The organism is Streptomyces xanthophaeus (assembly GCF_000725805.1).
In the GTDB taxonomy this organism is placed as follows: domain Bacteria; phylum Actinomycetota; class Actinomycetes; order Streptomycetales; family Streptomycetaceae; genus Streptomyces; species Streptomyces xanthophaeus.
In genome coordinates, this window is the sequence record NZ_JOFT01000011.1 from 136161 (window position 1) to 153758 (window position 17598).

A 17598-nucleotide genomic window follows, 5' to 3' on the forward strand; every position below is an offset into this window, starting at 1 on the left:
CGGCACCGGAGGGGACCGCGCTACGCTGCGGCTGTGAGCGACCTGAGCCATGACGTGCCCCGAGGGCTGAGCGAGTTGTCCGCCCGCTACCTCACCGCTCACGCGATCCGGACACAGCGCCGGGACGTGGAACCGTACCGGGCGCAATGGCTGAGCCAGGGCGTGCCCGCGGAGGTCATCGACCGGGCGGCGCAGCACGAGGCACGGTGGGGCGGACTCGTGCTGCCGCCGGCCCCCTTCTACGAAGGCGGACCCCTCGTCCTCAGCGTGGACGTTCCCGAGGGCTCGGCCGAGCAGGGCTGGTGGTTCCCGGCCGGTGACCAGCGCACCTCCGTCGCGTTCGGCTTCCTGATAGGCCCGCACGGGGAGTTCGGGCTGCGAGGCGTGCGCAGGGTCCCGCTGCACAGCAGTATCGAAGGGTGGGTCGAGTCGCTGGCTCTGGCTCATCACGCCCGGCTCTGGGCCACCCGGGTCACCACGGTGTGGGGAACCGCCGTGGAAGACCTCGACCTCCACGGCCTCGAGCCGGTGCAGTGCGTAGGAGGCCTGGCCGACACCTGGTGGCGGGGGCCGCACTCCCTGGTCGCCGTCTACCGCGGCGAAGCCGATGCCTTCGGCACCCCCACGGCACTGCGGGCCCACGTCTACGAAGGCCTGCCCGAGGAATCGTTCTGGTTCGACCGCCCGGCCTTCTAGACGCGAACGAACAGCGCATGCCTTCTGTGGCCGCCCGTGACTGTGGATGACCGGTCAGATGTCGAACGGGGCTTGCTCTTGGGGCGGGATCGGAGGGTCGAGGACATCGCGGAGGCGGGTGATGTCCTTGCGCCACTTCGGACCGTCCACCGCTTCGCCCCACAGCTCGGCCAGTTCGGACAGCTCGGAGGCCACCCGGTCCAGGGCGTCGACGGCGAGCGTACGGAGGTCCGCGGGCAGCTGCGGCAGCGGCTCCGACGGGCCGTAGATCGAACACGCCGGCTCACCGTCGGGATGCTGTGCGACAACCAGGGCAGCCGCCGCCACTGCGCGCTCGCCGTCGGAGGTGTCCAGGTGGTCCGCAGGGTCGGCGGCACGTCCGAGCACGCCGCGGATCATGGATTCGCGTTCTTCCAAGGACACGTCGTCCAGGTCACCCCCGAAGTCGGCGGCGGTGTCGTTGTCGAAGGGGCCGATGTCCCAGGTGCCCATGTCTCTCCTCGCGTGCCAGTCCGGGAATCGTCGCACCGGCCTCTGACAATGGGGTCAGGAGGCGAGCAGTACCCACCGCGACGCAGCCGCCATCGCGCCTCTCCCCCGATGGCGGCTGCGTCGTACCTCAGTTCAGCCGGGTGGTCGCGTACGCCTCGATGGCGTCGCGCTGGTACGCGGCCAGCCCAGAGACGATGGCCTCGTATGCCGCGCGCCACGTCTCGTTGTCGACGACGGACCGCCCGATGGCCCGGTAGTCCTCGGCGGAGACGGCGCGCAGTTCGGCCAGTGCCCGGTACTGGGCGTCGATTTCGGCCTGGACCGGGTCGGCGTCGGCCGGGTGGCCTGCGGCCATGAGTTCAGCCAGCCGGACCATCTGCGCGGTGCGCTCACGGTGCGCGGCGTCGGCGTCGGCCTGGCTCATCGCGCCGGCGCGTCGTGCGACCTCTTCGGCGAGTTCGGGGAAGTCGCGCATGTTGTCCTCGTAGTGCAAGGGTGTCACGCCCTCGAAGAGGTTTTCCGGCCGGTTGATGGTCATGGGGTTGCCGTCCTTCCTGGACTGCTCCAGTTCGGCGATCGTGCGGGAGACGGTGCCGGCCAGTGTGTCGAGGCGGTCCCGTTCCGCGAGGAGGCGCTGGTGGTGGCCCCGCAGGGCATCCACCTCGTCGACCTGTTCCGACAGGATCCGGCCGATCTCCGGCAGCCCGACGCCCAGCCCCCGCAGTACGAGGATCTGCTGAAGCCGCAGGAGCTGGCGCTCCTCGTAGTAGCGGCGCCCATGGGCGCCGATCCGGGCCGGCGGCAGCAGGCCCGTCTCGTCGTAGTGGCGCAGCGTCCGGGCGGTAACGCCCGACATCCGGGCCACGTCCTCGATCGGCCAGTCCATCGCGACTCCTGCACGTGCGTTCGCCGGGCCGGTTTCTCCGGCCCTGGTCACGACGGTAGGAGCTGCCGCAACGGCAACTGCAACCCCACGACCCAGGATCCTCGCGATCGAACGTGCACGGTCCACGCCCCAGGCGGAGCAGCCTCCGCCCACTGCCGGACTCGTGAACATCCAGTCGGAAGGTGGCTTCTCTCTCTCCCCCCCGGGGATGGACGAGGGCAGGCGACCGAGGCTCAGGGGATGATCCGTCGCCCGATGACACCCCCACCAGGCAAAATGCCACCATGAAGGAACTGCCTCGCGGCCTGCCGCCGGCGAACTCGCGAAAGTGGCACAGTCGCCGGTGGTGGGACCAACTGGGATATCTGCGGGCGCGATCATTGGCGAACCCGAACTGGTCCCGGGACGTACCGTGGCTGATCAAGTGGTTCCGGCGCGAGCGCTCGACCGCACTTCCAGAAGACCTCGCCCTCTATGACCGGGCCATCACCGCAGCTCAGGACTACGCGCGCACCCCCGTCGACTCGGCGGAAGCGGAACGCGCATGGGACCGCGTGCTCGAACCGGTCGACGAGTTGCTCACGCGGCGGCAGGCGCGGCACCTGGACGACGTCCGTCGGGCTCAAGCCGAACGTGGCGATCTCAGTACCTGATGCTGCCGCGGGCCCCGGCGCGCAAGCGAGTGGGCTCCGTGTGACATGCCCGTGCACATCCGGGCGGCTGCGGATCGATCAGGAATCGAGAAGCGCGGTTCAGGAGCCGCCTCTAGCCTGCTCACCATGGACATCACCATTCACACGACTTCCCTTCCGCACGACGACCCGGACGCGTCGCTCGCCTTCTACCGCGACGTCCTCGGCTTCGAGGTGCGCAGCGATGTCGGGCAGGGCAAGATGCGCTGGATCACGGTCGGCCCGGCCGGCCAGCCGGGCACGTCGATCCTTCTGGCGCCGCCCGCCGCCGATCCCGGCATCACCGAGGACGAGCGCCGCACGATCACCGAGATGATGGCCAAGGGCACGTACGGCTGGATCCTGCTGGCCACCCCGGATCTCAACGCCACGTTCGAGAAGGTGCAGGCCGGTGACACCGAGGTCGTCCAGGAGCCGACCGAGCAGCCGTACGGCGTCCGCGACTGCGCGTTCCGCGACCCCGCGGGCAACCTGATCCGCATCCAGGAGCTGCGCTGAGCTGTGCGCGTGACGACGCGGCGGTGCGGCAGGCATCGCCACCACCGCCAAGGCCTCGTCGAACCGGGGACGAGCCCGGACTCCGTCCCGCTGCTGTCCGGCAGTGGCCGGCCGGCGGCTGGTCGCGTCCGGCAGGCCGGGCAGGGCCGGGCCGGGCCGCATGACCGATGCGTCCGGGGCACCTGCCAGGGCGGCACCCCGGACGCTCGGAGGCGTCGATGGAAACGGAACACGAAAGACGACGGGGAGGGTCCTCATGTGCAAGCCCGAATGGCGGCGTGCGCGCGTGCAGGCGCAGCGTCTGGATGATCTCGCGCGGCTGCGCCGCGTCCGCGACCGGATCGACAGGGAGTACGCGCAGCCCCTGAACGTGGAGGCGCTCGCGCGCGATGTGAACATGTCCGCCGGGCACCTGAGTCGGCAGTTCCGGGCCGCCTACGGCGAGTCACCGTACGCGTATCTGATGACGCGTCGCATCGAGCGGGCGACGGCGCTGTTGCGGCGGGGCGACCTCAGCGTCACCGAGGTCTGCTTCGCGGTCGGCTGCGCGTCGCTGGGAACGTTCACCACCCGCTTCACCGAGCTGGTCGGCATGCCGCCCGGGGCCTTCCGGCGCCGGGCAGCGGACGCCGCGGCCGACCATGGCGGTGCTGCGGGAGCAGGTGCGGGTGCGGCCCGCGCAGCGGGGTCGGCGATCAAGGTGGAGGGGATGCCGGCATGCGTGGCGAAGCAGGTCTCCAGACCGGTCAGGAATCGAGAAGCCCCGGCCGCCGCGCAGACCGTAGCGTGATGGTCATGGCAACCACCGCTTCCACCGCAGCCAGCACGTCCCTCGCGTCCGTCACCCTTGAGGTGGCCGACCTTGAGGCCGCCCGCCTCTTCTACAGCGCCTTCGGCGTGGACACGTACGTACGCCTGCGGGCGTCCAAGGCGCACTCCACCGGGTTCCGCGGCTTCACCCTGGCGCTCACGGTGGCGGGGCCGGCCACCGTCGACGGCTTCGTCGGCGCCGCCGTGAAGGCCGGCGCCACGGTGCTGAAGCCCGCCGCAAAGTCGCTGTGGGGCTACGGCGGCGTCGTCCAGGCCCCGGACGGGACGATCTGGAAGATCGCAACCTCGGCGAGGAAGGACACCGGCCCCGCAACCCGCGAGATCGACGAGGTCGTCCTGCTGATCGGCGTCGAGGACGTGAAGGCCACCAAGCAGTTCTACGTCGGCCAAGGCCTGACCGTGGCCAAGAGCTTCGGCGGCAAGTACGCCGAGTTCACCCCGGGTCAGGACAGCCCCGTCAAGCTGGCGCTGTACAAGCGCCGTGCCCTGGCCAAGGACCTGGGCGTCCCCGTCGACGGCACCGGCTCGCACCGCATCGTCATCGGCAGCACGACTGACGCCTTCACCGACCCGGACGGTTTCGCCTGGGAGGCGGCCGCGCCGACCGCCCCCGCGGCGTCCTGACTCCCCGCCCTGACGTACCGGTCGACCGGCGAACACACGCCATCCAGCCATCCATCCGCAGTGCAAGGAGCAAGCCATGAAGGCACACGTCAGCTCGATCCTCCTCGGTGTCCGCGACATGGACCGGGCCAAGCAGTTCTACACCGAAGGTCTCGGCTGGAAGATCCAGAACGACTACGGCATCTCGGTGTTCTTCGACTCGGACGGCGCCTCGCCGGTCGGCTTCTACGCTCGCGAGGGTCTGGCCGAGCAGGTGGGCACGGACCCGGAAGGCAGCGGCTTCAGTGGGCTCGTTCTGACCTACGTCGTCCGCAGCGAGGCACGGGTCGAGGAGATCATGGCGGAGGCCCGGAAGGCCGGTGCCACGATCCTCAAGCCCGCCGGCGCCCTGCCGTGGGGCGGGTACGGCGGCACCTTCGCCGACCCGGACGGCTATGTCTGGAGTCTCGGTTACAGCGCCATGGGAACCGACCAGCCCTACGCCGAGTAGCCGCGGTCTCGGACCTCACAGCCGTCATCGGTGAGTCAGCCGGCAGAACAACAGGAGGAAGATCATGAAGTTCTGGGCCCACGTCGAGCCACCCGAGCCCATGCGGGGCCTGGAAGTTCCGCCCGAGGTGGTAGCAGCGCTCGGCGGGGGTGCGCGGCCGCCAGTGACGGTCACGGTCAACGGGCATTCCTGGAAGAGCCGGGTCGCCATCATGCGAGGCCGCCACCTTCTCGGCCTCAGCAACGCCAACCGGCAGGCCGCGGGGGTCACGATCGGCGAGGAGGTCGAGGTCTCGCTGGAGCTCGACACCGAGCCGCGCGTCATCGTCGAGCCCCCGGACTTCGCCCGGGCCCTGGACGGCGACCCGGTGGCCCGCGCTGCGTACGACCGCCTTGCCTACAGCCGCAAGCACGAGCACGTGCGCGCCATCGAGAGCGCGAAGAGGCCCGAGACGCGCCTACGGCGCATCGAGAAGGCCATCGCCACCCTGCGGGGCTGACCCCCGAAAGCAAAGACTCCGTCGGCCCTGCAATCGCCGCGCGAAGGTCGGCCCCCCCTGTCTCCTTGTCCGCACGAGGCGGGGTCGGCGACGATCGCGGACGCGCGGTGGGGGTGCGGGTGAGGGTGGCGGTGGCGGGCCTACGCGGGTGCCGTCGCGTGGGTCTGGGTGGCGGTCTGGGTGGCGGCGATGAGCCCGGCCAGTGAGGTGCGGGTTTCCGAAAGCGCCGAGATCCGGTCGTCCAGACCCTGGAGGTGCTCCTGGAGGGTCTCCAGCTTGCATGCGGCGACCGTACCGTCCTGGCGGATGCACGGCAGGAGATCGCGGATGACACGGGTCGGGAGGCCGGCGTCCAGCAGGGCGCGAATGCGGTGGACCGCGCCGGGGGCAGTGTCGTCGTAGCGGCGGTGCCCGCTGTCGAGTCGGTAGGACGCCAGGAGGCCCTGCTCCTCGTAGTAGCGCAGGAGCCGGACGGATGTGCCCGTCGCTGCGGCGAGCTCGCCGATCTTCATGTGGCGCCCCTCACAAACCCTTGAATCTCACATTGATGTGAGACTTTAGCGTGAGGGCCATGACCAACACCGTTCACCCCATTGCCCTCTACGGTTTCCTTCGCCCCAGGCCGGAGCGCGCGGACGAGGTCCGGCGCATCCTCTCCTCCTTCGTGGAACCCACCCGGCAAGAGCCCGGCAACCTGCAGTACCACCTCCACGAGCACGAGGACGGCCGCTTCTTCCTGTACGAGGTCTGGCGCTCACAGGAAGACCTCGACCGGCACAATGCGACGCCTCCGCTGCGCGCCTTCCTGGAAAACCTGTCGACCTTCCTGGAGGCAGCCCCGGAAGGCTACTTCGACACCATGCTCAGCCCGTATCCCGCGGCAGACCCGGCACCCGCCTGCGGCGGAGAGCAGGCCTACTGACCTGCCACTTCACAGGTGTCGGCCCGCCCGCCGTTCTGCAGTACTTCCAGCGATACGCGCCTACCGGCGAGGGCCGCGCCAAAACCGCATTCTGCTGGGCAGTTGCCCGGCGCCCACCTAGCGCACCACTCGGTGGCGGAGGTAGACGACTCCTGAGCTGAAACTGCGGGTCTCGACGTATTCGAGATCCACCCGGTGCTCGTGCCGGGGAAAGAACGGAATGCCTCCGCCGACCAGCACCGGGTAGACCCTGGTCCGGTACTCGTCGATCAGACCCGACGCCACCGCCTGGGCAGCGAGGGTCGCGCCGCCGATCGCGATGACGCCCTCCCCCGGCTCGGCCCGCAACCGCTCGATCTCTTCCGCCAGGCCGCCGGAGAGCAGCCGGGCATTGCCCTCAACCGCCGACAGCGTGGTGGAGAACACCACCTTCGGGATCGCCTTCCAGATCGCGGCCCACTCGAGCCTCGCGTCGTCGAGCGAGGGATCTTGGTCGGCGGTCTCCCAGTACAGCATCGTCTCGTACAGTCGTCGCCCCAACAGGTAGACGTCGACCTCTCGGATCTCGTCGGTGACGAAGCCGAAGAGCTCCTCGTCGTGCTCCGTCCAGTCGAGGCGGCCGTCCGGCCCGACGATGTAGCCGTCGAGCGAGAGACCCATCGAGTAGTTCACGCTGCGCATCAGAAGTCCTCCTCCGGAACAGGATTCGACACTACGACCACCAGCTGCCGCCTCACCGCAGGACGCATCACTGCTCGCGGAATCCTCCCCTCTGTCCGGCAGCCGAGGGCGACCGCCGCCGACGGCGCGGCGGCCCGCTAGGTCGTCTCGGCTCGGTCGGACTCACTGCGCAGAACGCAGAATTCGTTGCCTTCGGGGTCAGCAAGGACCGCCCAGCCCGAGCCATCCGGGTTCCGGTGATCGCCGACGAAGGTGGCACCGAGGCCCAGCAGCCGGTCCACCTCCTGATCGCGCGAGGTCTCGGGGCGCAGGCACAGGTGGATCCGGTTCTTGACCGTCTTGGCCTCGGGCACCTGGTTGAAGTACAGCGCTGGGCCCTCCGCCAGCACCACCTGCGTCTCCCGGTCGCCCGGGCCGGCATCCGGATCCAGCGGACGGCCCGTCACACTGCTCCAGAACCGGGCCAGCTCGTAAGCATCCGCACAGTCGATCGCCACGTTCTGCAATACCGAAACCATGCGCCCCACCCTCGCTGACCGCCGCTCCCGAAGCCAACTGGCCGGCGCGCTCGGTACGTGCCCGCCCTAGATCACCGGGGGCCGGCCCAGCCGTGCCATGCGCACCACCGTGCGCCAGCGCATCGGGTGCCGGGGGCCGCCACTGGTGCGGATGCCTTCGGCGAACCCGGCCGACCAGGCGCGCAGTCCGGCTGCCGACCGGGTACGGGCCACGGTCAGCACGGTCCAGACCCCGAGGTAGACGGGGACCAGGGGTGCGGGCAGGTGCCGCTTCGCGAGCCAGACGCGGTTGCGGGCGGTCATCCGGTAGTAGACCGCGTGCCGGGCCGGGGAGGTCTTCGGGTGCTGGAGCACCAGCTGCGGTTCGTAGAGGATGTCCCACCCGTCGTCGAGCGCCCGCCAGGCGAGGTCGGTCTCCTCGTGGGTGAAGAAGAAGGCGTCCGGCCAGCCGCCGGTCCGCTCCAGCATGGGCATGGACAACGCATGGCCGCCTCCGAGGAAGGCCGTGACGTAGCCGCGCCGCATCGGGTCCTTGGCCCGTAGCCGCGGGATGTGGCGGCGCTGGGTCTCGCCCGTCTCGTCGGCGATGCGGAAGCTGACGATGCCCAGGGTCGGGGCGGCCTCGTAGAGGTCGGCGATCCGGCTGACGACGTCGGTGGCCACGAGGAGCCCGTCGTCGTCCAGGTCCACGAGTACGTCTACGTCCCCGAACTCGCGCAGCCGCCGCCAGGCGACGTTGCGGCCGCCCGAGACGCCGAGGTTCTCCGTGAGCTCCACCCCGACCACGCCGTCCGGCAGTCCGGGCAGCGCGCAGCCGTTGCCGACCACGACGATCCGGGCGGCGGGCTCGTCCTGCTGGGCGACGGAGTCCAGCAGGGCCCGTAGCTCGGGCATGCGGTCACCCATCGTCAGCACGGCCACGCCCACCCGCGGTCGGGACACCCTCCACCACTTCCTTCCAGCGCCCGGATGAATGTCGACCCTATCGCCGCCCGCCGCCGAGCCCGAACCGGTGTGGCTTCATGCCCAGCTCGCGCGAGGGTCACACCCCCCACCACTCCCGGCCGGGCCGCCTTGCGACGGCACGGCACGACACGGCACAGCGGCTGCGGGCAGGTCAGGACGAGGGAGACGGACTGCGGTGTAGGGGAGGGGGGGGGGAGAAGCGAGCCGTGGCCGGCGGCTTGCGCGTCCCGCGGTTCGGGGCCGGCCGGGGCCGCGGCCGTTCCTTGGACCGACCGGGGCAAGCCGGAGCCCGTTCGGGGCACGGCTCCCGCGGCAGGGTGGCCAGCGCCTTAGGTTCGGATGCGGGGACCGCTGCATGCGGTGAGAAGGCGTACCCGGGACACCTGGCACGCCGGACGTGGTGCGGCTGCCCCGGCACCGGATGCCCCGCCGTGAGGAGCGCGAATGAATGCCTGGGCCGTCGTGGTCGCCGGGGGTGTGGTCGTCAGTTACGGGGCGCTCTCGCGGCGCTTGTCGAGCACGGTGGTCTCGGGGCCCTTGGTGTTCATGCTGTGCGGGCTGGCGATCGGCCCCCTGGGCCTTGACCTGTTGGACCCGGCGGGGGACCTGGAGGTCACGCGGGCGTTGCTGGAGGCCGCGCTGGTGCTCGTGCTGTTCGCGGACGCGGCCGGGATCAGGGCCGGGGACCTGCGCCGGGAGGAGTTCCTGCCGCTGCGGCTGCTCGCGGTGGGCCTGCCGCTCACGATGGCTCTGGGATGGCTGGCGGCCTGGCCCCTGCTGCCCGGCCTGAGTGTGTGGGAGCTGGCCCTGGTCGCCGTCATCCTGGCGCCGACGGACGCCGCGCTCGGCCAGCAGGCGGTCTCCAACAAACGGGTGCCGGCCCTGGTCCGCGGCGGCCTGTCCGTGGAGTCCGGCCTGAACGACGGTCTGGCCCTTCCGTTCTTCGTTCTCGCGCTGGCGGCTGTGGCCGAGGGCCATGGCCATCCAGGCATTGCGGAGACCTTCCTGCGTGCGCTGCTGCTCAGCAGTGCCATCGGCATCGCGGCCGGATGGACCGTCGCGAGCCTGCTGCGCTGGTCACACTCCCGGGGGTGGAGCAGCCCCGAATGGCAGCAGTTCCTGACGTTGGTCGTTCCCGTCATCGCATACGTGGTGTGCACCGCAGCCGAGGGCAGCGGCTTCATCGGAGCCTGGGTCGCAGGCCTGGCCTTCGGCATCCGCATGCGCCGCACGATCACCGGGCCGGACCTCCTTCCGCGGAACCTGGACCCCGGGCAGAGCACGAGGTTCACAGAACGCCTCGGCCTGCTGCTCGCCTCGCTGAGCTTCCTCGTCTTCGGAGCGGTCATCCTGGGACCGGTGCTCCAGCACCTGTCGTGGCGGCCGGTCGTCTACGCGCTGGTCAGCCTGACCGTCATCAGGATGCTGCCGGTCGCCCTCGCACTGGCCGGCACCGGTCTGCGCCCGGCGTCCGTGGCCTACATCGGCTGGTTCGGTCCGCGCGGACTCGCCTCCCTGGTGTTCGGCCTGCTCGCCTTCGAAGAGCACCTGCCCGGAGGAACCCTGCTGAGCGAGGTCATCGCCGTGACCGTCGGCCTGAGCATCCTCCTCCACGGAGCAACCGCTCCCTTCCTGGGCAACCGCTACGGCGCCTGGTTCAGCCGGACGTTGGGCGTCAACCCGAACCTGCGGGAGAACGCACTCGCCCAGGACGACACTCCGCGCTGAAGGCCCCCAGCCCTGCCGAGCCCATGACGGGACGCGCTCGCGGAGTCCGGGGGCGGTGGATCCTGCCTCGGAGCGGGCGTCGGAGCGTGCCTCGGAGCGGCCGAGGAGGGCCAGGCCCCGGCAAAGCCTGCGAACGACGCCACGCTGGCCGAGTGCTTCCGCCGCACAGTCGGCACGCCGCCGATGACCTACCTGACGGAGTGGCGCCCGGCCCTGGCCGCGGACCTGCTGCGGAAGTCCGACGCCACGCTGAACGTCGTGGCCCGTCAGGTCGGCTACGGCAACGGCTTCGCCCTCAGCTCGGCGTTCGGACGGGTGTACGGAGTCAGCCCCCGGGAACACCGCAGCGCAGCGCCGGCACACTGAGCTCGCCGGACCTGCTGCCGGAGGCCCCTTCAGCCGGCCGCCGTCGGGCTCTGCCTCGCCGGGGCTCGGCCCGCCGTTCCCTGGCGGACGTCCCGAACGGAATGCAGTTGTCCGGGACTCCCATGCACACGCCCTCGCACAGCTGGGCAGCGACAGGTCCGCCTTCTCCAGTGGCAGTTGTCAGGCTCGGATCCAGTGCGAGGTGTCGGCCTCCAGGTCCCCGCACTCGTCGTACCGAATCCAGTCGGCCGATGGAGAGGGCGGCCGGCTCGCGGCGGCGGACGTCCCGGGCGTGACCTCGCTTCGGGAACGGGCCCTACAGGCTGCCGGAACGGCTTAGTAATCCAGCTGTAGATCGTGATCTTGCTGGCGGGGCCGCGTACGGCAGCGTTGATCATCGTTGCGTGAAGACAGAAGACCAGGTGGTGGCCGTAAGTCACGGCGTGGACCCCGCCCGCTGGCAGGAAACATTCGAAGGCTTTTGTCAGTGCGGTGCGCTTCACTGTCCGCCATGGAGCTCACGCAAGCGGACGTCAACGATCTACTGGCCCGACTCGGCCCCGGGAACAGCTACATGTACCTGCCCGGCGATCTGGACCTGCAGGACCTGACCGACCTACTCGAAGGCAGGTATGGCGCCCCGCGCACCCTCATCCTCGATGGCTTCACCGATCCGACGGTCGACGATTCCAGGGGGGCGGCTCTCATCATCCCCTTCGAGGACCGAGCCGTGATGCTACGGGCGTGGGCGTACGGGGATCAGTGGGTTGGCACGGGGACGGCACGGGACGCCGAGGGGACCGCGCGGTCGGTGCTGGTAATCGCTCCCAGAGAGGTGCCCAAACCCTTGGGGGTCGCTCCGGACGAGGACGAGGACGAGGACATCGACTGGATGGAGCGGCTCAGACTGATCACCGGCTGGACACAGTCCGACCAGCGGCCGGACATGGACTGGGCGGAAATGGAGTCCCGCCTGGGCACCGCGCTGCCGAGCGACTACAAGCACATGGTCCAGACGTTCGGCAAGGGCGCCTTTGACGGATTCCTGGACCTGAACCAGGAGCCGTGGACGGATCTCAGGGAGGACGGCCTGCTCATCTGGGCAGGCACGGAGCACGAGAACCTGTATTGCTGGAGGGCCGACGGCGGTGACCCCGACCGTTGGCCTGTCGTGGTCCGGTCCTTCGACGGTGAGGACATCGCCTTCGACTGCCAAGCCGCTGAGTTCGTCTGCCACATCCTCATCGATCCGCATCACCCGTTCACGATGGCCGGCTTTTTCGATACTCACTGGTTCATGAACTACGGGTAAAGCGACTGACCGAGCCCTGCTGTCAACGGCATCCACAGCGCGGTTGGCGGTGCCTTCGGGGAACAGGGCGGAAGCACTCACCTGCCACGGCAGACTCGCCCAATCATGATCTTGCTGGCGGGGTCGCTGCGGGAACGGGTACGGCCACCGTTGATCATCGTTGCGTGAAGACAGAAGATCAGGTGGTGGCCGTAAGTCACGGCGTGGACCCCGCCCGCTGGCAGGAAGCATTCGAGGGCCTGATAAGCCGCATCGCGGGCCGTTTCGCTCGTGTTGAGTCCCGGCGCCGGGTCGGGCGGCTGGTGCTCGGACTGCTGTCGGACCTGCCGCGCAAAAACTGCTGGACGATCGCGGAGTGGGCCGGGGAGGCCAGCCCGCACGGCATGCAACATCTGCTGTGCCGGGCCTCCTGGGATGCCGACGCCGTCCGCGAATACGTCATCGAGCACCTACACGACGAGGCGGCAGTGCTGGTCGTCGACGAGACCGGCGACGTGAAGAAGGGCACTCACACGGTCGGGGTCCAGCGCCAGTACACCGGAACGGCCGGGCGGGTCGAGAACTCCCAGGTCGCCGTCTACCTCGTCTACGCCGGCGAGCGGGGACACGCGGCGGTGGACCGGGAGCTGCATATCCCGCGCTCTTGGACAAGCGCCCCGGACCGCTGCCGGGCAGCGGGGCTCGGCGGCGACACCGTTTTCGCGACCAAGCCGGAACTGGCCCGCACGATGATCGGACGCTTCCTGGACGCCGGACATCACGTGGGCTGGGTCACCGGTGACGAGGTCTACGGCAGCAACCCGAAACTGCGCACGGCTCTGGAGGAACGCGGCATCGGTTATGTCCTCGCGGTGGCCTGTTCGGCCGAAGTGGCCACCAGTGCGGGCACATTCCGCGCCGACGCCCTGGTGAAGAAGGTGCCGAAGCGCGCCTGGCAGAAACTCTCGGCTGGACGCGGTGCGAAAGGACAGCGGTTCTACGACTGGGCCGTCATCGATCTCACCGAGGCGGCGCCGGGCAGCCGCCAGCTCCTGATCCGCCGCAACCGCACCACCGGCGAACTCGCCTACTACCGCTGCCTCTCACCCCAGCCGGCGCCGCTGACCGAGCTCGTGCGGGTAGCCGGATCCAGATGGCGTGTGGAAGAGACCTTCCAAACCGAGAAAGGGCTGGCCGGACTCGATGAGCACCAAGTCCGCCGCTACCCCTCCTGGACCCGCTGGGTCACCCTCGCGATGCTCGCTCACGCCTTCCTGGCCGTCGTCCGCGCCGACGAACACGCCCGCAACTCCGCTCCAAACGGGCTGGTCCCGTTGTCCTGTAACGAGATCCAGCGCCTGTTCATCACGCTCGTCTTCCAGCCCCTCCACGATGTCGCCCACCGACTCGGCTGGTCCGACTGGCGACGCCGCCATCAGCAGCGATCCCGCACCAGCCATTACCAGCGACAAGCCGCATGCCAGACATGAAGATCACGATCTACAGCTGGAGTATTAGCCTGCGCTTCATGAATCCGGACTATGAACTGAGCGCTCTTGCTGTCCAGGAGGAGCTCCCCGCCGACCTCTTACGGCGGTTGCTGCGGCATCCTCAGGCCCGCCGCGCGACGGCACTCCACCGCAGGGACCTGACCACGGAGTCGATCGAGGAGATCATCGGACTCGGCTCCGCACGCAGTCTCGCCGCCAACTCCTCCCTGCCCAGCGAGGTCAGGCTCCGCCTGGCGGAACACCCGGAATCGTCCGTCCGAGGCGCGGTCGCAGCATCGCTCACCGACGCACCGCCCGGACTTCTGGCCCGGCTGGCGGAAGACCAGGACTCCCTGGTGCGCATGTTCCTCGCGATGAACGATCACCTGCCGCCCGAGCTCCTCACCGTCCTGGCCGGAGATCCGGACGCGAATGTGCGGCAGTGGGTCGTCCAGCACCGGCGGGACACCCCGGAGGCGGTACGCCGGGCTCTGCTGACGGATCCCGATCCGAACGTCCGCAACGCTGCCGCCTCGACGTACACCCCGCCGGCGGACCTGCTGCCCGTGCTCCTGGCCGATCCGCACACCCGTGCCGCCACCGTCCGGCACACCGGCCCGTCGCCGGAGCTGGCCGCGGATCCGGATTCCTGTGTTCGCAAGGCCGTTGCCGCCCATCCGGACCTGTCAGCCGAGCTGCGGGACGTACTGGCACAGGACCCGGACCCCTTCGTCCGCAACGCGATCGCGGCCCGCGCGGACACTCCCCCGGCTGTGCGTGAGAGCCTCGTGGCCACCCTGGCGACGGACGACCCCCTGACCGACTGGTTCCTCTCCTTCCAGCGGAACACCCACGCGTGCCCGCCGCCTGCACCGGCTCCGCCCAGTCTCACGCGAGAACAGGCGGAAGCCCTCCTCGCCCGTGCGGGCCTGTAGGCGCAGACTTCTCCACTTCAGGCAACCCGGGCCGGCCCGCGCCTCAGAGCACGACGGGCCGACGCGTCAGAGCCTCTCCGGGTGATGTCCGCGACGACGGGGCGAGCCGGCCGGGCCGCCTCCCTCGCCACCTGCTCCCGGCTCCTGTTTCCGTCGTACTCGGCGAAGTCGTACGCCACGTAGTCCGCGCTGAAGGAGGCCTACGCCAGGGCAGTCGGCCTCGGTCCGCGCCTGCCGTTCACGCAAGTCGCCTTCCTCCCGGGCCCGAACGGCCACGGCCGAACCCTGCTCCGACGCACCGCCCACGTCCCCGACCCCACCCGCTGGGACTGCCACGCCCCCAGGCCCCGCCGGGCTTCCACATCAGGGTGTGCGTGGCCGGCCGAGGGGCCGGGCTGCTCTCGTGCTCCATTGCGGCCGACAGGTCCACGAGGGGGAACGAGGGCAATGGAGTACATCAACCTGAACGGGCAGATCGGCGACCTGTCCGGCGTCTTGGACCCTCGTCGATACCTGGAGCACCTGCCCTCGCCGGCTGACGATCTGCCGGCCGGAGCCCGGGGCTTCGCCGCTGCCCGCGACCACTACGACTTCTCCAGCAAGCGGTGCGTGAAGGACCTGGAAATCCAGCACGTCCGGGGTGCCGATGCCGATGACCAGCAGATGGAAATCCACTTCCGCCACAACTGCTGTAAGCACGACGAGGACCTGACCATCCGTAAGCCCGACACACGCCGCCTTGGGAGCGACCAGCTCCTCCTCCGCCCTCCGGCGACCAGAATTTGATGGCCTACTCGCACGCGCGGACTTACGCTCCGACCATCATGAAATTCAGCGCCGTGTACACCGAGCAGGTCGGCAGGTTCCGGGACTACCTCCCGCCCGAAGACCGCCGCTCACTGCTGAGTCTCGTCAGCAGGGTCACCAGGGATCCGTACGGCCCCGACACCCACCTCGCGTACACGAACGACGACCTCACGCGGTCCAGCTGGTGTGATTCCGCCAGTGTTCAGTACATCGTGATTCCGGCCCGGAACGTCGTCTATATCGTGGCAGCGGACATCTGGGACGCGCGGAGAGGTTTCAACATCACCTGAGAACCTGTCGCCCACGGGAACGGTGCAAGGGAGCGTCACGGGGCGCAGCGCAGCAAGACGGTCGACCGCTGCATCGACGCCGCGAGCAATGATTTCTTCTCACGCCTCGCGACGGCATGAAGGCATCAGCGGCACCTCTTCCGGCTCGGGCCGGCAGGTCCTCGCCGAGGTACTTCGGCGCGTGCCTGCGGGGCGCCGCCTGCGGGCGGCGGGGCTCTGCCGCGGCGTCTTGTCCTGGCGTTGTGGCGGTGCGGCCCCCTTTGAGGCGGGGCAGACGGCGGATTGGGCGCCTGCCCGGGCCGTCGGGTCCGGTGACTCGATCGCCGATGCCCCGGATCGGGTGGGGGTGCGTGCGCGTGGGGAACTCCCACCCGATCCCGTTCACGCCATGAGCTGGTGCAGGGCCATCACCGTGGCCCCGGCGGCCCCGAGGGCGGCCAGCATGCCGCCGAGGGTGAAGACGGCGGCGCCGGCCACGAAACCGGCGATGAGGATGATGGCCCATCGCTGGGGCAGGGGTTCCGGCCGGCTCGCGGTGGTGTTCACGGTGGTGTTGTCGTCGGGGTTGGTTTCCACTGCGCTCCTGGTCACTGCTTGCTTGGACTGAGACGGCCCCGGGTTTCCCATGGGGCCGTTCGCGTTCGGTGCGAACGGCCGGCCGTTGCACCCCTTCTTCTGCGGGACGCAGTACCAAGTCTGAGGAACGTCTGAGGGTCCATCAGTGGCCACAGGCAACGCTTTGATCCGCGCTAGAGTCTTATAGCTCTTTCATACTGTGCGGATCAAAGCGTTGAGGCCGAACTCGTGGTCGGGGGGATTCATGCCCAAGGGGCTGACGGCTGTGGACCGTCGCTACCGGCGTCTGCAGCAGCTGCAGGACACCGGGCAGTTCGAACCGGTGAACAGGGCGCTGCAGAGGGTCTGGGAGAACGGAAGGCGCCCCGACCGCGTCCATCTGCGGCTTCCGCTGTTGCACTCGCGGCCGGAAGATCCGGCGCCGCCTCTCACACAGCTGCTGAACCCGCGCGGCATCGCGCTGCGGTTCTACCTGCTCGCTGTTTTCGAGGCACACTGCCGCCTTGAGCCCGGCGAGGCGTGGACGTCGTCCGGGCGGGAGCTCACCGGTCGCCTGGGCTGGTCCGACTTCGTGGCGGTCGACGCCGCGTACAGCAGCCAGAAGGGCTACCTGCACGATGAAGTCCTGCAGTACCGGGACGGGCAGTCCTGTCGAGTGCGCCAAGTGCAAGGGGCCCTGCGCACGCTGGAGGGCGTCGGAGGCGGCGGGCAGGCCCTCGTTCACGTGCCGCGCAAGAAGAACGGCGCTCGGGACTACGCGGCCTTCTCACTGATGCCGGAGGGCGGCAGCGGCGGGACGCTCACACCGGACCGTTACGTCCTGCCGCACCCCCGCGTCACCCGGACGTTCTCGATCCCCGTCGACTTCTTCCTCCAGGGCTGGGTGCAGGTTCTCACCCCGGCCGAGGTCGCCACCTGGCTCGTCCTGCAGCTGCTGAGCCAGGAATTCCCCGACAAGCACAGGAAGTGGGGGGTCTACCTCTACGCGGACAAGCGCGAAGGGTACTTCCGCCTGAAGCGTGACTCGTACGAGGACTCCTGCAACGCGCTGCGCAGCTTCGGTCTGATCCGGGAGCCCCGTCTGCCCGCGTCTGTCGTCGCCGCCGCGCAATTGCTGGAGTCGATGTCGGATGGCCCCCGTGCGAAGGACATCCTGAGGGCGATCCCACGCAAGGAGGCCCCCTTGGGCGCGCCGCCCAAGTACGAGGCCAAACGTCACCACATGGCGGACGAGGTCCTTGGCAACTCTGCCCTGAAGGCGTGCATGCAGGGGATCACCTTCCGGCGGAAGCACCTGAGGGGGTGAGGAGCGGCCTCCCC

22 protein-coding genes and 1 pseudogene are annotated in these 17598 nt (G+C 69.5%); 16 read left to right on the top strand and 7 right to left on the bottom strand.

Translation table 11 applies throughout. The features are described 5' to 3' along the window. The first annotated feature begins 33 nt into the window (after nt 1–33). Entirely contained in the window at nt 34–696 is a 663-nt protein-coding gene (locus IO30_RS0104055) for a hypothetical protein (protein ID WP_031139307.1), read from the top strand. A 54-nt stretch (nt 697–750) separates the two neighbouring features. Here the strand turns inward: IO30_RS0104055 and IO30_RS0104060 are convergent, their stop codons facing one another. Both IO30_RS0104060 and IO30_RS0104065 read right to left on the bottom strand, forming a co-directional pair. Continuing rightward, nucleotides 751–1188 carry a DUF4259 domain-containing protein gene (locus IO30_RS0104060; RefSeq protein ID WP_037892982.1) on the bottom strand — a complete coding sequence of 146 codons (438 nt, stop codon included), beginning with the start codon at nt 1186–1188 and terminating at the stop codon, nt 751–753. A gap of 127 nt (nt 1189–1315) precedes the next feature. Next, nucleotides 1316–2074: a MerR family transcriptional regulator gene (locus IO30_RS0104065; RefSeq protein WP_031139312.1), complete on the bottom strand. Its 759-nt coding sequence runs from the start codon at nt 2072–2074 to the stop codon at nt 1316–1318. Between the two features lie 284 nt (nt 2075–2358). Between IO30_RS0104065 and IO30_RS0104070 the strand changes: the two genes are divergently transcribed. From IO30_RS0104070 to IO30_RS0104095, 6 genes are all read left to right on the top strand, one after another. Further along, a complete protein-coding gene (locus IO30_RS0104070; RefSeq protein ID WP_157853073.1) occupies nt 2359–2727 on the top strand; it encodes a hypothetical protein in 369 nt (122 codons plus the stop codon). 126 nt (nt 2728–2853) lie between these two features. Next, nucleotides 2854–3264 carry a VOC family protein gene (locus tag IO30_RS0104075; protein ID WP_031139316.1) on the top strand — a complete coding sequence of 137 codons (411 nt, stop codon included), beginning with the start codon at nt 2854–2856 and terminating at the stop codon, nt 3262–3264. A 256-nt stretch (nt 3265–3520) separates the two neighbouring features. After that, the gene (locus IO30_RS0104080; protein ID WP_031139318.1) at nt 3521–4054 is read left to right on the top strand and encodes a helix-turn-helix transcriptional regulator; all 534 of its coding nucleotides are present in this window, start codon (nt 3521–3523) and stop codon (nt 4052–4054) included. After that, entirely contained in the window at nt 4054–4719 is a 666-nt protein-coding gene (locus tag IO30_RS0104085) for a VOC family protein (RefSeq protein ID WP_031139320.1), read from the top strand. Before IO30_RS0104080 ends, IO30_RS0104085 begins: the two co-directional genes overlap by 1 nt. Before the next feature lie 76 nt (nt 4720–4795). Next, nucleotides 4796–5209, top strand: coding sequence for a VOC family protein (locus IO30_RS0104090; protein WP_031139323.1), 414 nt, complete (start codon nt 4796–4798; stop codon nt 5207–5209). Nucleotides 5210–5273: 64 nt separating this feature from the next. Beyond that, nucleotides 5274–5708, top strand: coding sequence for a YdeI/OmpD-associated family protein (locus IO30_RS0104095; protein WP_031139325.1), 435 nt, complete (start codon nt 5274–5276; stop codon nt 5706–5708). 140 nt (nt 5709–5848) lie between these two features. Here IO30_RS0104095 and IO30_RS0104100 read toward each other — a convergent pair whose 3' ends face one another. Beyond that, on the bottom strand, nt 5849–6220 hold the full coding sequence (locus IO30_RS0104100) for a MerR family transcriptional regulator (protein WP_031139327.1): 372 nt from the start codon (nt 6218–6220) through the stop codon (nt 5849–5851). Nucleotides 6221–6279: 59 nt separating this feature from the next. Between IO30_RS0104100 and IO30_RS0104105 the strand changes: the two genes are divergently transcribed. Next, nucleotides 6280–6630: a putative quinol monooxygenase gene (locus IO30_RS0104105; protein WP_051859328.1), complete on the top strand. Its 351-nt coding sequence runs from the start codon at nt 6280–6282 to the stop codon at nt 6628–6630. 117 nt (nt 6631–6747) lie between these two features. On the opposite strand, the gene IO30_RS0104110 is transcribed toward IO30_RS0104105, so the two are convergent. The 3 genes from IO30_RS0104110 to IO30_RS0104120 all read right to left on the bottom strand — a co-directional run bounded on the left by IO30_RS0104110 (nt 6748) and on the right by IO30_RS0104120 (nt 8771). After that, a complete protein-coding gene (locus IO30_RS0104110) occupies nt 6748–7311 on the bottom strand; it encodes a dihydrofolate reductase family protein (protein ID WP_031139331.1) in 564 nt (187 codons plus the stop codon). 137 nt (nt 7312–7448) lie between these two features. Further along, nucleotides 7449–7829: a VOC family protein gene (locus IO30_RS44315; protein ID WP_031139333.1), complete on the bottom strand. Its 381-nt coding sequence runs from the start codon at nt 7827–7829 to the stop codon at nt 7449–7451. A gap of 66 nt (nt 7830–7895) precedes the next feature. Continuing rightward, nucleotides 7896–8771 carry a glycosyltransferase family 2 protein gene (locus IO30_RS0104120; protein ID WP_031139334.1) on the bottom strand — a complete coding sequence of 292 codons (876 nt, stop codon included), beginning with the start codon at nt 8769–8771 and terminating at the stop codon, nt 7896–7898. A 468-nt stretch (nt 8772–9239) separates the two neighbouring features. On the opposite strand from IO30_RS0104120, the gene IO30_RS0104125 reads away from it, so the two are divergent. The 7 genes and pseudogenes from IO30_RS0104125 (at nt 9240) to IO30_RS0104155 (ending at nt 15702) form a co-directional block, all read left to right on the top strand. Beyond that, nucleotides 9240–10523, top strand: coding sequence for a cation:proton antiporter (locus IO30_RS0104125; RefSeq protein ID WP_031139336.1), 1284 nt, complete (start codon nt 9240–9242; stop codon nt 10521–10523). A gap of 138 nt (nt 10524–10661) precedes the next feature. Continuing rightward, nucleotides 10662–10889 (top strand): annotated as a pseudogene (locus IO30_RS0104130) (helix-turn-helix transcriptional regulator); the annotation flags it as partial. A gap of 511 nt (nt 10890–11400) precedes the next feature. Next, complete coding sequence (locus IO30_RS0104135; RefSeq protein ID WP_031139339.1) at nt 11401–12201, top strand: SMI1/KNR4 family protein; 801 nt, start codon at nt 11401–11403, stop codon at nt 12199–12201. Between the two features lie 185 nt (nt 12202–12386). After that, entirely contained in the window at nt 12387–13670 is a 1284-nt protein-coding gene (locus IO30_RS0104140; RefSeq protein ID WP_031139341.1) for an IS701 family transposase, read from the top strand. Then, nucleotides 13667–14605, top strand: a complete 939-nt coding sequence (locus IO30_RS0104145) for a hypothetical protein (RefSeq protein ID WP_157853075.1) — start codon at nt 13667–13669, stop codon at nt 14603–14605. The genes IO30_RS0104140 and IO30_RS0104145 overlap by 4 nt, the downstream gene beginning before the upstream one ends. A 447-nt stretch (nt 14606–15052) precedes the next feature. Continuing rightward, nucleotides 15053–15391: a hypothetical protein gene (locus IO30_RS0104150; RefSeq protein ID WP_051901862.1), complete on the top strand. Its 339-nt coding sequence runs from the start codon at nt 15053–15055 to the stop codon at nt 15389–15391. 38 nt (nt 15392–15429) lie between these two features. Continuing rightward, complete coding sequence (locus IO30_RS0104155; protein WP_031139346.1) at nt 15430–15702, top strand: hypothetical protein; 273 nt, start codon at nt 15430–15432, stop codon at nt 15700–15702. 381 nt (nt 15703–16083) lie between these two features. Here IO30_RS0104155 and IO30_RS0104160 read toward each other — a convergent pair whose 3' ends face one another. After that, nucleotides 16084–16278, bottom strand: coding sequence for a DUF3040 domain-containing protein (locus IO30_RS0104160; RefSeq protein ID WP_031139347.1), 195 nt, complete (start codon nt 16276–16278; stop codon nt 16084–16086). 244 nt (nt 16279–16522) lie between these two features. Here IO30_RS0104160 and IO30_RS0104165 point away from each other — a divergent pair, with 244 nt between their 5' ends. Next, entirely contained in the window at nt 16523–17584 is a 1062-nt protein-coding gene (locus tag IO30_RS0104165) for a hypothetical protein (protein WP_031139348.1), read from the top strand. Nucleotides 17585–17598 lie beyond the last annotated feature (14 nt).

What these genes read in the sequence shown, in the direction of transcription:
- IO30_RS0104135 (WP_031139339.1), top strand. Translation starts at nt 11,401, where the DNA reads ATGGAGCTCACGCAAGCGGACGTCAACGATCTACTGGCCCGACTCGGC.
- IO30_RS44315 (WP_031139333.1), bottom strand. Translation starts at nt 7,829, where the DNA reads ATGGTTTCGGTATTGCAGAACGTGGCGATCGACTGTGCGGATGCTTAC.
- IO30_RS0104125 (WP_031139336.1), top strand. Translation starts at nt 9,240, where the DNA reads ATGAATGCCTGGGCCGTCGTGGTCGCCGGGGGTGTGGTCGTCAGTTAC.
- IO30_RS0104110 (WP_031139331.1), bottom strand. Translation starts at nt 7,311, where the DNA reads ATGCGCAGCGTGAACTACTCGATGGGTCTCTCGCTCGACGGCTACATC.
- IO30_RS0104100 (WP_031139327.1), bottom strand. Translation starts at nt 6,220, where the DNA reads ATGAAGATCGGCGAGCTCGCCGCAGCGACGGGCACATCCGTCCGGCTC.
- IO30_RS0104155 (WP_031139346.1), top strand. Translation starts at nt 15,430, where the DNA reads ATGAAATTCAGCGCCGTGTACACCGAGCAGGTCGGCAGGTTCCGGGAC.
- IO30_RS0104095 (WP_031139325.1), top strand. Translation starts at nt 5,274, where the DNA reads ATGAAGTTCTGGGCCCACGTCGAGCCACCCGAGCCCATGCGGGGCCTG.
- IO30_RS0104065 (WP_031139312.1), bottom strand. Translation starts at nt 2,074, where the DNA reads ATGGACTGGCCGATCGAGGACGTGGCCCGGATGTCGGGCGTTACCGCC.
- IO30_RS0104150 (WP_051901862.1), top strand. Translation starts at nt 15,053, where the DNA reads ATGGAGTACATCAACCTGAACGGGCAGATCGGCGACCTGTCCGGCGTC.
- IO30_RS0104080 (WP_031139318.1), top strand. Translation starts at nt 3,521, where the DNA reads ATGTGCAAGCCCGAATGGCGGCGTGCGCGCGTGCAGGCGCAGCGTCTG.
- IO30_RS0104060 (WP_037892982.1), bottom strand. Translation starts at nt 1,188, where the DNA reads ATGGGCACCTGGGACATCGGCCCCTTCGACAACGACACCGCCGCCGAC.
- IO30_RS0104085 (WP_031139320.1), top strand. Translation starts at nt 4,054, where the DNA reads ATGGTCATGGCAACCACCGCTTCCACCGCAGCCAGCACGTCCCTCGCG.
- IO30_RS0104070 (WP_157853073.1), top strand. Translation starts at nt 2,359, where the DNA reads ATGAAGGAACTGCCTCGCGGCCTGCCGCCGGCGAACTCGCGAAAGTGG.
- IO30_RS0104165 (WP_031139348.1), top strand. Translation starts at nt 16,523, where the DNA reads ATGCCCAAGGGGCTGACGGCTGTGGACCGTCGCTACCGGCGTCTGCAG.
- IO30_RS0104145 (WP_157853075.1), top strand. Translation starts at nt 13,667, where the DNA reads ATGAAGATCACGATCTACAGCTGGAGTATTAGCCTGCGCTTCATGAAT.
- IO30_RS0104075 (WP_031139316.1), top strand. Translation starts at nt 2,854, where the DNA reads ATGGACATCACCATTCACACGACTTCCCTTCCGCACGACGACCCGGAC.
- IO30_RS0104090 (WP_031139323.1), top strand. Translation starts at nt 4,796, where the DNA reads ATGAAGGCACACGTCAGCTCGATCCTCCTCGGTGTCCGCGACATGGAC.
- IO30_RS0104105 (WP_051859328.1), top strand. Translation starts at nt 6,280, where the DNA reads ATGACCAACACCGTTCACCCCATTGCCCTCTACGGTTTCCTTCGCCCC.